This is a genomic window from Buchnera aphidicola (Sitobion avenae), assembly GCF_005082585.1.
GTDB classification, from domain to species: domain Bacteria; phylum Pseudomonadota; class Gammaproteobacteria; order Enterobacterales; family Enterobacteriaceae; genus Buchnera; species Buchnera aphidicola_Z.
In genome coordinates this window covers 528502-543786 of record NZ_CP034855.1, presented here as the reverse complement: position 1 = coordinate 543786, position 15285 = coordinate 528502, and the positions used below count along the sequence as shown (strand labels likewise).

Here is a 15285-nt window from a genome sequence, read left to right as displayed (position 1 = left end):
GAGAGGATTATATGCAGAATTCTATTATGGATTTTTTAAAACCCCGTTTAGTTGATATTGAACAAATTAGTGCTACTCATACAAAAGTAACTTTAGAACCATTAGAAAGAGGATTTGGTCATACACTAGGAAACGCACTGCGTAGAATTCTTCTATCTTCCATGCCAGGATGTGCAGTAACTGAAGTTGAAATTGATGGAGTACTTCATGAGTATAGTAATAAGGAAGGCATACAAGAAGATGTTTTAGAAATATTATTGAATTTAAAAGGTTTAGCTGTCAAAGTGCATGGCAAAGATGAAGCTTTTCTTACGTTAAATAAATCTGGAATTGGTTCTGTTACTGCTGCAGATATTTCACATGATGGTGATGTAGAAATTATTAAACCAGAGCATGTCATTTGTCATTTAACTTACGATAACGCCTCTATTAAAATGCGAATAAAAGTACAACGTGGAAGAGGGTATGTTTCTGCATCTTCGAGGGTGCATTTAGAAGAAGATTCACGACCAATAGGTTGTTTATTAGTGGATGCTTGTTATAGCCCAATAGATCGAATTTCTTATAATGTAGAAGCAGCACGTGTAGAACAAAGGACTGATTTAGATAAATTAGTTATTGAAATGGAAACAAATGGAACTATTGATCCCGAAGAAGCTATTCGACGAGCTGCTACTATTTTAGCGGAACAATTAGAAGCTTTTGTTGATTTAAGAGACGTTCAAGAACCTGAACTTAAAGAAGAGAAACCTGAATTCGAACCTATTTTATTGCGTCCAGTTGATGATTTAGAACTAACAGTTCGTTCTGCTAATTGTCTTAAAGCAGAAGCTATTCATTACATTGGGGATTTAGTACAAAGAACTGAAGTGGAACTTTTAAAAACTCCTAATTTAGGTAAAAAGTCTTTAACTGAAATTAAAGATATATTAGCTTCTCGTAGTTTATCTCTTGGTATGAGATTAGAAAATTGGCCGCCATCTAGTATTCTAGATGAATAATTTATGTTTTATTTTATATTGTTTTTTTAATAAAAGGAATAAATTTATGCGTCATCGAAAAAGTGGCCGTCAATTAAATCGTGATAGTGCCCATCTCAATGCAATGCTAAAAAATATGGCGTGTTCGTTACTTTTACATGAAATTATAAAAACGACTTTAGCTAAAGCGAAAGAACTTCGTCGTATTGTTGAGCCTATTATTACTTTGTCTAAAATAGATACTATTGCACATAGACGATTAGTATTTTCTCGCATTCGTGATAATGCTATAGTAGCAAAATTATTTAAAAAGTTAGGTCCTTGTTTTTTTAATAGATTAGGTGGTTATACTCGTATTTTAAAATGTGGATTTCGATCTGGAGATAAAGCTCCAATGGCTTATATTGAATTAGTTGATCGTGTTAAAAAAAATAAAAAAGAAGAGATTATAGAACAATAAAATTCATATTTTGAATATTATAAAAATTGATGGAATATAATTTTAAAGCAAACGGAAATATACCGTTTGCTTATTTTTTCTTATGTAAATAATTTTAAAAAAATAGATATAAAAAACATATGTTATATTATTGTGCCAATTTTAAAAAAATTTTTTTTGGAAATTATTACATCTTGAACATCCATAATTTTTTTTCCAGGAAATTGTAATTTTTCAATATTTAATATTTTATGAGATGTATTTATTTGAATTCCATTTTTATTAGCACATATAATCTCTCCTATAGAGAAATTTAATTGTATTTTAGAAATAACTGTTGCTTGGAATACTTTTATAGTTGTGTTTTTTAATAAAAAAAAACAAATTGGCCATGGATTAAATGCTCGTATTGCACGTTCTAATTTTTCAGCTTCTAAATTCCAGTTTAATAATCCATCTTTTTTATATATCTTTTTTGATGTCATTATATTTTTTTCATTTTGTTTTTTTTCAACAACCGTATTTAATATAATTTTTTCTAATACTTTTAATAATCCGTTTATTCCTATTGTTATTAATTTAAAGGATAAGCTTTTAGTAGTATCTTTTATTTCTATATTACATGCTTTTGAATATATTATATTGCCAGAATCAATTTTATCATTCATAGTAATAATACTAATACCTGTTTTTGTATCACCATATAAAATTGATGATTGAATTGGAGTTGCTCCTCGCCATCTAGGTAAAAGTGAAGCATGAACGTTAATACATCCCTTTGGAAATATATTTAGGATTTCTTTAGGAATTATTTTTCCATAAGAGACAACTATCATTATATCTGCATTAAGATTTGATAGTTGATTTTGAAAATCTTTATCATGTAAATTTAAAGGTTGAAATATGGGAATTTGATGCTTTTTAGATAGTATTTTTACAGGAGAGAAAATAATTTTTTTTCCTCTTCCAGAAGGACGGTCTGGCTGAGTAATAACCGAAATTACGTTATGTGTAGAGGTGATTAACGCATTTAAATGTTTGGCAGAAAAATATTCTGTGCCAGCAAAAACAACTTTTAATTTTTTCAAATGTATTTTATTCCTTAATTAAGAATCTTTTTATTTCTTTTTTTTAATTTTTTAAATTTTTTTTGAATTCTTTCTTGTTTAAATTTAGATAAGTAATCAATAAATAATTTGCCTTTCAGATGATCTATTTCATGTTGTATGCAAATAGATACTATTGATTTTGCTTCTATTTCTATTTTTTCTCCATATAAGTTTATTGCTTGAACTTTTATGTAATTAGATCTTGGTATAGAAGCATGATATTCTGGAATTGATAAACATCCTTCTTCAATACTAATACTACCTGATTGTTCAATAATTTCAGGGTTAATAAGTACTAAATTATTTTTTTTTTCTTTTATCACATTAACAACTATAATTTGCAATTGAATGTTTACCTGAGTTGCTGCTAAACCAATTCCTTCTTCTTTATACATTGTATCTATCATATTTTTTGCAATTGTTTGTATTTTTTTATTAACTTCATTTACAGGTTCGGCAATGAGTCTTAAACGTGAGTCGGGATAATAGAGTATTTTTAAGAAAGACATATATATTTTAGATTTAAAAAGTTGAATTTTATATATTAGTATAGGCTTTTTTATTATAATTAAAAGTTTACTATTATATGTTTTTACGTTTTTAATAAAAAATCGATTATGTTTATCAGTAAAAATGTATTTACATTATATTATAATATTTTGCATATTATATATTAACAATGCTCATGATAGACTTGTGTGTAGAATATATTACTAAATATTTAAATTTTTTAATATGTGATTGAGGACGTAATGTTTGATATATTAATATATTTGTTTGAAAATTATGTACATAGTGAATCAAGAATTTCTATTGATTACGATAGTTTAACTAATGATTTGTCTGATATAGGTTTTCACAAACGAGATATTTATAATGCTTTACGTTGGTTAAAAAATCTTTCTTGTTATAAGAGAAATGTTATTTCATCTATTAGTTTATTATCAAAACCGATTTCCACTCGAATTTACACTCAAGAAGAATCTCTTAAATTAAACGTTGATTGTCGTGGTTTTATACTTTTTCTAGAACAATTAGAGATATTAACTTTAGATACACGAGAAATGATTATTGAAAGGATTATGGAATTAGATATTAATGAATTAAGTCTTGAAGATTTAAAATGGATTGTTTTAATTGTATTATTCAATGTGCCTGGATGTGAATCAGTATATCGTAAACTTGAAAATTTATTATTCAATTTTAAAGAAGATGTCATTCATTAAAGAAAATAATAATAATTTTTTATTGTGAGAAAATGTTAATGGATAAACATTGTTTTTTAAATTCACTATTTCATTGTGTGAAAATGTTACGTGATGATAATGTGATTGCGTATCCTACAGAATCAATGTTTGGACTAGGTTGTGATCCTGATAGTAAAAAAGCTGTAAAAAAATTATTGTTTTTAAAAAAAAGAAGTATAAAAAAAGGATTTATATTAGTTGCTTCAGATTTTAAACAGATAAAAATGTATATTAATGAGAATGATTTATCAAAAAAACAAAAAAATAAAATTTTTTTTCATTGGCCAGGACCATTTACTTTTTTACTTCCAGCCAATCCTAAAGTTCCTTATTGGTTGACTGGTAAATTTAATACCGTAGCTGTACGAGTTAGTGCTCATATTGAAATAATAAAACTGTGTAATGCTTTTGGAAAAGCCTTAATATCTACAAGTGCTAATATTTCAAATATGATGCCATGTTTTACTTCTGAGGAAGTGTTTAAATGTTTTGGTAAAGATTTTCCTGTATTAAATGGAAAAATAGGAAAGGAAAAAAATCCTTCTAAGATTATTGACATTATTGATGGAAAGTTAATTCGCTATGTTTAAAAATAAAAATTTTAATTACGCTGTGTTTGGAAATCCTGTTAATCATAGTAAATCTCCTAAAATTCATAGTTTATTTTCACAACAGACAGGCATTTCTCATATTTATACATCTGTTAATGTTCCATTAGATAATTTTAATAGTATTTTATGTAATTTTTTTAAGAAAGATGGTTATGGTGCGAATATTACTGCTCCATTTAAACAAGAAGCGTATTATTTTTGTGATAAATTAACTAAAAGAGCTACAATTGCTAAATCTGTTAATACATTCAAAAAAATAGATAATCAATATATTTTAGGAGATAATACAGACGGAGTTGGATTGTTGTCTGATTTGACAAGATTAAATTTTATAAAAAAAAAATGTTCAATATTAATTATTGGTGCTGGGGGCGCTGTTAGAGGAGTTCTCTTTCCTTTATTATCGTTTGGCTGCTCAATTTTTATTTTAAATAGAACTCTTTTAAATAGTAAAAAATTAGTTACACAATTTCAAAAATATGGTGATATAAATATTTTTGATGAAAATTCATTAAAAATTAAATATTTTGATTTAATTATTAATGCAACATCAAAATTTTCTGAAGAAAAAGAAGATTTTGTTCCTTTGTCTTTTATTTCTTCAAAAACATGTTTTTATGATATGAATTATCAAATAGATAATAGAGTTTTTATTGACTGGTGTCTTAAAATAAAGGCTAATTTCTTTTCTAACGGAATAGGGATGTTAGTTTTTCAAGCTGCTTATTCATTTTTTTTATGGCACAACGTACTTCCAAAAACAGATTATATTATTGATATCTTGAAAAAATAAAATAATTTTCCAAAAAATTAATGCAACTGAATTATTAAAATTTTTTATGTTTTATTATTTTAAATAATAATTAAGAAAGTTCTTGACTCTTTTTTTTTGATCTGTTATTTATTATATTATTAATTTAAAAAAATAATTTTATAGTATAAAAGTCCCCTTCGTCTAGAGGTCTAGGACATCGCCCTTTCACGGCGGCAACAGGGGTTCAAATCCCCTAGGGGACGATAAAAAAATATTTCAAAAATATTTATGTACTAATTTAAAATATTATGTTATCCTCAAGATAACTTTTACATTAAAGTTAAAATTTAGTAAAAACAAGCTCTTTAAAAATTCGGAAAAAACAAGCATATAACTTATTTTTTAAAACACCTGTGGGTTGTAAGGTTAAGCAAATAAGCGTACATGGTGAATGCCTTGGCAGTCAGAGGCGAAGAAGGACGTGCTAATCTGCGAAAAGCGTCGGTAAGCTGATATGAAGCGCAATAACCGTCGATTTCCGAATGGGGAAACCCGATGCAATTTTTTTGCATCATTATTAACTGAATTAAATAAGTTAATAAGGCAAACCAAGGGAACTGAAACATCTAAGTACCTTGAGGAAAAGAAATCAACCGAGATTCCCTTAGTAGTGGCGAGCGAAAAGGGAACAGCCCAGAACTATAATCAATATAATTTATAGTAGAATGATTTGGAAAATTCAGCGATACAAGGTGATAGCCCTGTATATAAAATAACTTATATTGTGAGTTCAAAAAGTAGAGCGGGACACGAGAAATCCTGTTTGAATATGGGGGGACCATCCTCCAAGGCTAAATACTCCTGACTGACCGATAGTGAACTAGTACCGTAAGGGAAAGGCGAAAAGAACCCCGGCGAGGGGAGTGAAATAGAACCTGAAACCGTGTACGTACAAGCAGTGGAAGCATTTTTTTAATAAATTTGTGACTGCGTACCTTTTGTATAATGGGTCAGCGACTTGTACTCTGTAGCAAGGTTAACCACATAGGGGAGCCGAAGGGAAACCGAGTCCTAAACAGGCGTTAAGTTTCAGGGTACAGACCCGAAACCCGGTGATCTAGCCACGGGCAGGTTGAAGGTTGGGTAAAACCAACTGGAGGACCGAACCGACTGATGTTGAAAAATCAGCGGATGACCTATGGCTAGGGGTGAAAGGCCAATCAAACCGGGAGATAGCTGGTTCTCCCCGAAAGCTATTTAGGTAGCGCCTCGTGAATTCATCTACGGGGGTAGAGCACTGTTTCGGCTAGGGGGCCATCCCGGCTTACCAAACCGATGCAAACTCCGAATACCGTAGAATGTTATCACGGGAGACACACAGCGGGTGCTAACGTTCGTTGTGGAAAGGGAAACAACCCAGACCGCCAGCTAAGGTCCCAAAGTCATAGTTAAGTGGGAAACGATGTGGGAAGGCATAAACAGCCAGGATGTTGGCTTAGAAGCAGCCATCATTTAAAGAAAGCGTAATAGCTCACTGGTCAAGTCGGCCTGCGCGGAAGATATAACGGGGCTCAAACTATGCACCGAAGCTGCGGCAGTAAAAATATATTTTTTTACTGGGTAGGGGAGCGTTCTGTAAGCCAAAGAAGATATATTGTAAAATATATTGGAGGTATCAGAAGTGCGAATGCTGACATGAGTAACGATAAAGCAGGTGAAAAACCTGCTCGCCGAAAAACTAAGGTTTCCTGTCCAACGTTAATCGGGGCAGGGTAAGCCGATCCCTAAGGCGAGGCTGCAAAGCGTAGTCGATGGACAACAGGTTAATATTCCTGTGCTTAATATTACTGCGAAGTGGGGACGAAGAAGGTTAGGTTATCCAGGTGACGGTTATCCTGGTTTAAATGTGTAGGTATGATAATTAGGCAAATCCGATTATCTTTAATCTGAGGCATGATGACGAATTACTACGGTGATGAAGTAACTAATACCACGCTTCCAAGAAAAGCCTCTAAGCATCAGGTAAAATTAAATCGTACCCTAAACCGACACAGGTAGTTAAGTAGAGAATACTAAGGCGCTTGAGAGAACCCAGGTGAAGGAACTAGGCAAAATAGTGCCGTAACTTCGGGAGAAGGCACGCTAGCATTAAGTGTAAGGATTTACTCCTGTAGCCGAAGCTAGTCGAAGATACCAGCTGGCTGCAACTGTTTATTAAAAACACAGCACTGTGCAAACACGAAAGTGGAAGTATACGGTGTGACGCCTGCCCGGTGCCGGAAGGTTAATCGAAGGAGTCAAAGGAAACTTAAAGCTCTAGACTGAAGCCCCGGTAAACGGCGGCCGTAACTATAACGGTCCTAAGGTAGCGAAATTCCTTGTCGGGTAAGTTCCGACCTGCACGAATGGCGTAATGATGGCCAGGCTGTCTCCACCTGGGACTCAGTGAAATTGAATTTGCTGTGAAGATGCAGTATATCCGCGGCAAGACGGAAAGACCCCGTGAACCTTTACTATAGCTTGACACTGAATTCTGAATGTTAATGTGTAGGATAGGTGGGAGGTTATGAAATTAAAACGCTAGTTTTAATGGAGCCACACTTGAAATACCACCCTTTAAAATTCGGTATTCTAACCTAGTGCCGTAATCCGGCATAGAGACAGTGTCTGGTGGGTAGTTTGACTGGGGCGGTCTCCTCCCAAAGAGTAACGGAGGAGTACGAAGATTGGCTAATCACGGTCGGACATCGTGAGGTTAGTGCAAAGGCATAAGCCAGTTTGACTGTGAGCGTGATAACGCGAGCAGGTGCGAAAGCAGGTCTTAGTGATCCGGTGGTTCTGAATGGAAGGGCCATCGCTCAACGGATAAAAGGTACTCCGGGGATAACAGGCTGATACCGCCCAAGAGTTCATATCGACGGCGGTGTTTGGCACCTCGATGTCGGCTCATCACATCCTGGGGCTGAAGCAGGTCCCAAGGGTATGGCTGTTCGCCATTTAAAGTGGTACGCGAGCTGGGTTTAGAACGTCGTGAGACAGTTCGGTCCCTATCTGCCGTGGGCGCTGGAAGATTGAGAGGGGCTGCTTCTAGTACGAGAGGACCGAAGTGGACGTATCACTGGTGTTCGGGTTGTCATGCCAATGGCATTGCCCGGTAGCTAAATACGGAAAAGATAAGCGCTGAACGCATATAAGCACGAAACTTGCCTCAAGATTAATCTTCCCTGAAACAGAAATGTTTACTGAAGGGACGTTGAAGACTACGACGTTGATAGGCTAGATGTGTAAGCATAGCAATGTGTTGAGCTAACTAGTACTAATGACCCGAGAGGCTTAACCTTGCAACACCAGAGGTGTTTTTAAAATAAATTTAATAAAAAAGCTTGTTTTTACTGAATTTAATTCTTTAATAAAATATGTTAACATTAATATAAATTTTTTAAAATGCCTGGTAAAAATAGTGTAGTGGTACCACCTGAATCCATTCCGAACTCAGAAGTGAAACGCTACTACGCCAATGGTAGTACGGGGTCTCCCCGTGTGAGAGTAGGTCAAAACCAGGCAAAAAAAACCCGAAATTTTTTTCGGGTTTTTTTATATGTAAAATAAATTATTTTTAATGTAAATTACTTTCTAGCTAAGAATAGAATTACATGTTAATCTATTGAGAATTTAAATTTTTTATATTATGATTTTTTTATTATGAAATCGTTCATAATTATTGATTAATCTTTTTTTAATTTAGTATATTTTTTCATGTGAAGGTAATATAGATGTCCAAGATTAAAGGTAATGTTAAGTGGTTTAATGAATCTAAAGGTTTTGGTTTTATTACTCCAGAAGATGGTAGCAAAGATGTATTTGTTCATTTTTCAGCTATACAAAGTAATGGATTTAAAACTTTGGCAGAAGGTCAAAGTGTTGAATTCGAAATCACCGAAGGCGCAAAAGGACCATCTGCAGCTAATGTTATTAGTTTGTAAAGTGATTTAATTTTTTTAAAAATAAACAAAAAAATATGTTTTTTATAGTACGGCTCTTATTAGGGCTGTACTATATTCAAATAAGTGTCTTAATATATATTATTAATTTTTATAAAACCATTCGAACTATATTAATTTTACTAATTTCATGATATAAAATTTCAATTTGTTCAAAATTTTTGGCACATATTGTAATTGAAACAGATAGGTAGTTGCCTCTGTTGCTCGATTTTACTTGAGGTGTATAATCTCCAGGAATCTGAATTTGAATGACTTTTATTATTTGGTCAATAAGTTCAGGCTGTGCCAAGCCAATAATCTTATAAGTAAAAAAACAAGGGAATTTTAACATTTCTCGTAATTTTGTTTTCATTATTAATCCCTATTTTTTTTACAATTACATATTTGATTGTTTTTAAAAAATATACAAGATTTTTAAAAATATTTTAAATAATTATATATATTTATTATTAAAAATATTGTTTTATAAATACTTCTAGTAAATAATAATTTTATCAGTTTAGCACATTGGTAATATAGAAAATAATATATTTTATTTTCTTTATTATATTTTTATAGGATATTGAGAATGTTGAAAATTTTTAATACACGAACTAGAAAAAAAGAAATTTTTAAACCTATTCAGAAAGATAAAATTAATTTATATGTATGTGGGGTTACTGTGTATGATTTGTGTCATGTTGGACATGGACGTACTTTTGTATTTTTTGATATCATGGTTCGTTATTTACGTTTTTCCGGTTTTCAAGTAGAATACATTCGGAATATTACTGATGTTGATGATAAAATTATTTTAAAATCAAGAAAAGAAAATAGTACAATTAGTTCTTTTACTACTTCAATGATAAAAGAAATGCATAAAGATTTTAAATTATTAGGCATTGATTCGCCTAATAAAGAACCTCGTGTTACAGATCATATCGATAATATTATTGATATAATTCAAGAATTAATAAAAAAAAAACATGCATATATAAATAACAATGGTGATGTTGTATTTTCTGTAGATAGTGATGCTAATTATGGAATTTTATCTCGTCAATCTTTACATTCATTGAAATCTGGTGTACGTGTTCCTATAAATAATATGAAGAACAATCCGTTAGATTTTATACTTTGGAAAATTTTTAATAAGGAATGTTCTTGGAATTCTCCATGGGGAAGGGGTCGTCCTGGATGGCATATTGAATGTAGTGCTATAACTGATGCATTTTTTAAAAATGTTATAGATATTCATGGAGGTGGTTCCGATCTTCTTTTTCCTCATCATGAAAATGAGATGTCTCAATCCATATGTTTTAATAACAAATCAATAATAAATTTTTGGATGCATACTGGTATGGTAATTATAAATAATCAAAAAATGTCTAAATCTTTAGGAAATGTTTATCTTTTAAGAGATGTCTTAAAAAAATATGAGCCTGAAGTGTTACGTTATTTTTTTCTTTCCACACATTACCGTCATCCTATTTATTATTGTGAGAAAAATTTAGATCAAGCATATATGTCTTTGAAATATTTATATACAGCCTTATATAATACTCACCCTTTATCTAATAATGAAGAAGGTATTAACTTTCAACTTGATTTTCATAATGCTATGGACGATGATTTCAATACTCCCAAGGTATTTTCTATTTTTTTTAAAATAGCGCGTAAGATTAATTTCTTTAAAAATAAAGATATATTAAAAACTAATAAATTTTCTTTCAGATTAAAATATCTAGCAAACAATTTAGGTTTTTTATTGCAAAAACCTGAAGATTTTTTACAAGGAAAAACTACATTAAATTCATCTATTTTAAAAAAAATAAAATTTCTCATAGAAAAAAGAAATATTGCAAGACATTTGAAATTATGGAAGAAAGCTGATGACATCAGAAAAGAATTAATATCTTTAGATATCATATTAGAAGACTTGCCAGATGGAACAGTATGGCGTAAAAAATAAAAAGTTTTTAAAAATCATCATGATTTTCACAAGCTTCTAATGTATTTTGTAATAAAGTCACAACTGTCATAGGACCAACACCACCTGGTACAGGAGTTATATAAGATGCTCTTAAACATGCGTTTTTAAAGTCTACATCACCTACTATTTTTCCATCTTCTAATCTATTAATTCCCACATCTACAACTATCGATCCTTTTTTTATCCAATGTCCTTTTAGAAAATTAGCTTTTCCAACTGCAACAATTAATAAATCAGCATTTTGTACATGATATTTTAAGTTCTTGGTAAATCGATGTGTAACAGTAGTTGTACATCCAGCTAATAATAATTCTAAGCTCATAGGTCTACCCACTATATTAGATGCTCCTACCATTACTGCATGTAACCCATGAGTTTTTATATTATTATATTTTAACATTGTAATAATACCTTTAGGCGTACATGCTCTCAGTTTTGGAGTTCTTTGACATAAGGAACCTGTATTATATGGATGAAATCCATCTACATCTTTATCTGGAATAATACTCCTTAAAATTTTTAAATGATTTATGTGTTGGGGGAGTGGTAATTGTATCAAGATTCCATCTATATTTTCATTTTTGTTTAATTTAGAAATTAGACTCAATATTTCTATTTCATCAACATTATTAGGAAAATTCCAGCATTCTGAGAAAAAACCAACATTTTTACATGCTATTTTTTTTTTGCTTACATAAATTTGTGAAGGAATATTATTCCCTACCAAAATCATTGCTAATCCAGGTATTTTTTTTCCATTTTTTTTTCTTTTATTAACTTTTTTTAGAATTTTTAATTCCAATTTTTTAGCTATTTTATTACCATCTATAATTATTGCTGACATTATTAAGTGACTCAATTATTTTTCATGTGTTATTATATACAAAAATATTACTATAATACATGTCAGTATAATTAAATATATTAAAGTATTATTAATAATTTAGTTGCATATATATCATATTAATGATAGATTTTAACATAATTTTATTTTTTATGCGTTCTTAGCTCAGTTGGATAGAGCAACGGCCTTCTAAGCCGTAGGTCACAGGTTCGAATCCTGTAGAACGCAAAAATTATTTCTTAAAATTTTTTCTATTGTTTTTCTAATTGATAAAAATGAATTCATAGCATCAATTTTAAAATATTGTACATTGTCTATTTTTTTTTGACTAGTATAATATTGCACTAATAGATGATGTGTTTTCTTGTATTCCTCTAATCTTTTTTTAATACTCTCTTTTTGATCATCTTTTCTTATAATTAATGCTTCTCCAGTTATATCATCTTGGTCTCGAGTTTTTGGAGGATTAAATTTTATATGATACGTACGTCCTGAATTAACATGTATACGTCTACCTGATATGCGTTCTAATATAGATTGATGCGGCATTATAAAATCTAACACATAATCTATTTTTATTTTTTTTTGTGACAAATAAAGAGCTTGTTCAATCGTTCTTGGGAAACCATCTAATATAAAACCATTTATACAGTCTTTTTTTAAAATTCTTTTTTCTATTAAATCACATACAATTTTATCAGAAACTAGTTTTCCTTTTTCAATAATATTTTTAATAATTTTTCCTATTTTATTTTTTGAATAAATACTTTCTCGTAGCATATCACCTGTAGATATTTGAGGGATTTTATATTTTTCTGTAATGAATTTTGCTTGTGTCCCCTTTCCTGTACCAGGTGCACCTAGTAAAATAATACGCATAATTTTTTCTTTTTTTATAAATGTTAATTGTGAGATTACTACTATTACGATAGTAGTAATCATATTTTTTATTGGTTAAGAAGTAATTTATTTATTCTAGCAATGAATTTATGTGGATTTTCTAAATTACCTTTTTCAGCTAATAACGCTTGATCTAATAATAATTTTATCCACTCATTCAATTCGTTTTCATTATTAATTAAACAAATTTTTTTTATTAAAGCATGCTCTGGATTAATTTCAAAAATGTATTTTAATTCTGGTACTGATTGTCCTGCTGCAGAAAAAAGTTTAGCCATTTGTGTGGTCATTTCAGTGGAGTCACTTAGTAAAACACAGGGGGTTTCTGTTAATCGATACGTTAGTCTTACATCTTTTACCTTGTCTCCAAGTATTTTTTTTGTTTTTTTTAGAAATTCAATTATTTCTGTTGAAACTTCATCATTTTTTATTTTTTTTTCTTTTGTTAGATTATTAAGTGATAAATCTTCTTTGCTAATAGATTGAAATTTTTTACCTTCAAATTCAGAAAGATAATTCATCATCCATTCATCAATACGATCAGATAATAATAAAACATCAATATTATTTTTTTTAAATAATTCTATATGAGGACTATTTTTTGCTGCGGAATAACTATCTGCGGTAATATAATATATTTTTTCTTGTTTTTCATTCATATGAGATATATATTCTTGTAAAGATGTTTTTTGTTCAGGGCTATTGTTTTTTACAGATGCGAAACGTAATAGATTTGCTATTTGATTTAAATTTTCATTATCTTCTGCAGGACCTTCTTTTAAGACAAGTCCAAATTGATTCCAAAAAGTTTGATATTTTTCACTATCACTTTGTGCCAGTTTATTTAGCATACTTAAAGATCTTTTGATAAGTGCTTTTCTTAATTTTTCTGTAATAGAATTATCTTGCAAGATTTCACGAGAAATATTTAAAGGTAAATCACTAGAATCTATTAAACCTCTTATAAAACGTAAATAATTAGGAAGAAAAGCTTGAGAATTGTCCATAATATAGACACGTTTAACATATAATTTTAAACCGTGTTTATTATCTCTATTCCATATATCCCAGGCTGCTTTTTTAGGAACGTATAATAAACTAATATATTCTTGATTACCTTCTACACGATTATGACTCCATATAAGTGGATTATTTTGATCATTTGTCAGATGTTTATAAAAATCTTTATAATCGTTATCAGTAATAGAAGATTTTTTTAACGTCCATAACGCTTCAGCTTTATTAATTTGTTCCCAAAAATATGTTTTATTTTTTTCATCATAATTTTGTATGTGTATTGGAACCGTAATATGATCAGAGTATTTGCTAATTATACTTTTAATTCGCCATATTTCTAAAAAATCTTCTTCTTCTTTTTTTAAGAATAAAGTAATTTCAGTTCCTCTATTTTTTTTTATAATATTTGTAATATTATATTCTCCTTCTCCTGAAGATTCCCACAATGTTCCTTCATTAGATTGTGAACCAGCAAATCTAGTTCTAACTGATACTTTTTCTGACACAATAAAAGATGAATAAAAACCTACTCCAAATTCTCCGATCAATTCATTTTTTTTATTTTGTTTGTTTTCTAAAGATTTAAGAAATGATTTCGTTCCTGATTTGGCAATTGTACCAAGATTTTCAATGGTATCTTGTTTGGTCATGCCGATACCGTTGTCACTAATAGTTAGTGTTCGTTGTGCTTTATTAATAGATATTTTAATTTTTATATCGTTATCATTTTCATACAATTCTGGAGATGATATAGACTCAAAACGTAATTTATCTATTGCATCTGATGCATTTGATATTAGTTCTCTTAGAAAAATCTCTTTATTAGAATATAGCGAATGAATCATTAAATGTAGTAATTGTTTGACTTCTGATTGAAAGTTATAAACTTCTTTTTTTTGCGTTTTCATGCAGACATCTCTTTTTAAATTAATAATAAAAATATTTTTTAAAATATAGAAAGTGACTCTTTAAAAGAAGTTTTTTTCAATAAAAACAAATTTTTTTATATTAATTTTTAGTTGTTTATTAGTAAAAAACTTCTAAAAAATATTATTTTTAAATATTATTTAAACAGGTATATTTAGTCCATTAGGCATTTGTATTCCTGTAGATATGGCAGACATTTTCTTTTTTTGTACTTCAGATATTCTTCTTGTTGCATCATTAAATGCAGCTGCTGCTAAATCTTCTAGCATATCTTTGTCATCATGAAGAAGACTAGGATCTACTTCTACTCGTCTACAATTATGAGCTCCATTAATAGTTACTTTAACTAATCCAGCACCTGCTTCTCCTGTCACTTCCATTTTAGCTATTTCTTCTTGTATTTTTGCCATTTTTTCTTGCATTTGTTGTGCTTGCTTCATTAAGTTACCCAAACCACCTTTAGTAAACATAAATATTTTCT

General features: G+C 29.9%; 14 protein-coding genes, 2 tRNA genes and 2 rRNA genes. 11 read left to right on the top strand and 7 right to left on the bottom strand.

The features are described from left to right. The first annotated feature begins 11 nt into the window (after positions 1-11). On the top strand, positions 12-1001 hold the full coding sequence (locus tag D9V77_RS02495; RefSeq protein WP_158338747.1) for a DNA-directed RNA polymerase subunit alpha: 990 nt from the start codon (positions 12-14) through the stop codon (positions 999-1001). 46 nt (positions 1002-1047) lie between these two features. After that, positions 1048-1440 (top strand): 50S ribosomal protein L17, encoded by a 393-nt coding sequence (gene rplQ, locus D9V77_RS02490; protein ID WP_158338745.1) that lies wholly within the window; start codon positions 1048-1050, stop codon positions 1438-1440. A 122-nt stretch (positions 1441-1562) separates the two neighbouring features. On the opposite strand, the gene fmt is transcribed toward rplQ, so the two are convergent. Next, entirely contained in the window at positions 1563-2507 is a 945-nt protein-coding gene (gene fmt, locus D9V77_RS02485; protein ID WP_158338743.1) for a methionyl-tRNA formyltransferase, read from the bottom strand. A gap of 14 nt (positions 2508-2521) precedes the next feature. Further along, positions 2522-3037: a peptide deformylase gene (gene def / locus D9V77_RS02480; protein WP_158338741.1), complete on the bottom strand. Its 516-nt coding sequence runs from the start codon at positions 3035-3037 to the stop codon at positions 2522-2524. Positions 3038-3280: 243 nt separating this feature from the next. On the opposite strand from def, the gene D9V77_RS02475 reads away from it, so the two are divergent. From D9V77_RS02475 to cspE, 7 genes are all read left to right on the top strand, one after another. Beyond that, on the top strand, positions 3281-3754 hold the full coding sequence (locus tag D9V77_RS02475) for a DUF494 family protein (protein WP_158338739.1): 474 nt from the start codon (positions 3281-3283) through the stop codon (positions 3752-3754). An 83-nt stretch (positions 3755-3837) separates the two neighbouring features. Next, the gene (locus tag D9V77_RS02470; RefSeq protein ID WP_158338737.1) at positions 3838-4365 is read left to right on the top strand and encodes a Sua5/YciO/YrdC/YwlC family protein; all 528 of its coding nucleotides are present in this window, start codon (positions 3838-3840) and stop codon (positions 4363-4365) included. After that, positions 4358-5179 carry a shikimate dehydrogenase gene (gene aroE / locus D9V77_RS02465; RefSeq protein WP_158338735.1) on the top strand — a complete coding sequence of 274 codons (822 nt, stop codon included), beginning with the start codon at positions 4358-4360 and terminating at the stop codon, positions 5177-5179. Before D9V77_RS02470 ends, aroE begins: the two co-directional genes overlap by 8 nt. A gap of 151 nt (positions 5180-5330) precedes the next feature. Beyond that, positions 5331-5403, top strand: a tRNA-Glu gene (locus D9V77_RS02460). Between the two features lie 161 nt (positions 5404-5564). Beyond that, positions 5565-8481: ribosomal RNA gene (locus tag D9V77_RS02455) — 23S ribosomal RNA — on the top strand. Between the two features lie 106 nt (positions 8482-8587). Further along, positions 8588-8703 (top strand): 5S ribosomal RNA (gene rrf / locus D9V77_RS02450). 210 nt (positions 8704-8913) lie between these two features. Continuing rightward, a complete protein-coding gene (cspE, locus tag D9V77_RS02445; protein WP_009874442.1) occupies positions 8914-9123 on the top strand; it encodes a transcription antiterminator/RNA stability regulator CspE in 210 nt (69 codons plus the stop codon). 109 nt (positions 9124-9232) lie between these two features. On the opposite strand, the gene ybeD is transcribed toward cspE, so the two are convergent. Further along, complete coding sequence (gene ybeD, locus D9V77_RS02440; protein ID WP_158338733.1) at positions 9233-9496, bottom strand: DUF493 family protein YbeD; 264 nt, start codon at positions 9494-9496, stop codon at positions 9233-9235. 216 nt (positions 9497-9712) lie between these two features. Between ybeD and cysS the strand changes: the two genes are divergently transcribed. Further along, the gene (gene cysS / locus D9V77_RS02435) at positions 9713-11095 is read left to right on the top strand and encodes a cysteine--tRNA ligase (RefSeq protein WP_158338731.1); all 1383 of its coding nucleotides are present in this window, start codon (positions 9713-9715) and stop codon (positions 11093-11095) included. Between the two features lie 7 nt (positions 11096-11102). Here cysS and folD read toward each other — a convergent pair whose 3' ends face one another. Next, positions 11103-11960: a bifunctional methylenetetrahydrofolate dehydrogenase/methenyltetrahydrofolate cyclohydrolase FolD gene (folD, locus tag D9V77_RS02430; protein ID WP_158338729.1), complete on the bottom strand. Its 858-nt coding sequence runs from the start codon at positions 11958-11960 to the stop codon at positions 11103-11105. A 154-nt stretch (positions 11961-12114) separates the two neighbouring features. Between folD and D9V77_RS02425 the strand changes: the two genes are divergently transcribed. Continuing rightward, a tRNA-Arg gene (locus D9V77_RS02425) sits at positions 12115-12188 on the top strand. On the opposite strand, the gene adk is transcribed toward D9V77_RS02425, so the two are convergent. From adk to D9V77_RS02410, 3 genes are all read right to left on the bottom strand, one after another. Next, positions 12162-12839, bottom strand: coding sequence for an adenylate kinase (gene adk / locus D9V77_RS02420; protein ID WP_158338985.1), 678 nt, complete (start codon positions 12837-12839; stop codon positions 12162-12164). The two genes, D9V77_RS02425 and adk, sit on opposite strands and share 27 nt — an antisense overlap. 68 nt (positions 12840-12907) lie before the next feature. After that, positions 12908-14785 carry a molecular chaperone HtpG gene (htpG, locus tag D9V77_RS02415; RefSeq protein ID WP_158338727.1) on the bottom strand — a complete coding sequence of 626 codons (1878 nt, stop codon included), beginning with the start codon at positions 14783-14785 and terminating at the stop codon, positions 12908-12910. Positions 14786-14944: 159 nt separating this feature from the next. Beyond that, complete coding sequence (locus tag D9V77_RS02410; RefSeq protein ID WP_158338725.1) at positions 14945-15274, bottom strand: YbaB/EbfC family nucleoid-associated protein; 330 nt, start codon at positions 15272-15274, stop codon at positions 14945-14947. Between the last annotated feature and the right edge of the window lie 11 nt (positions 15275-15285).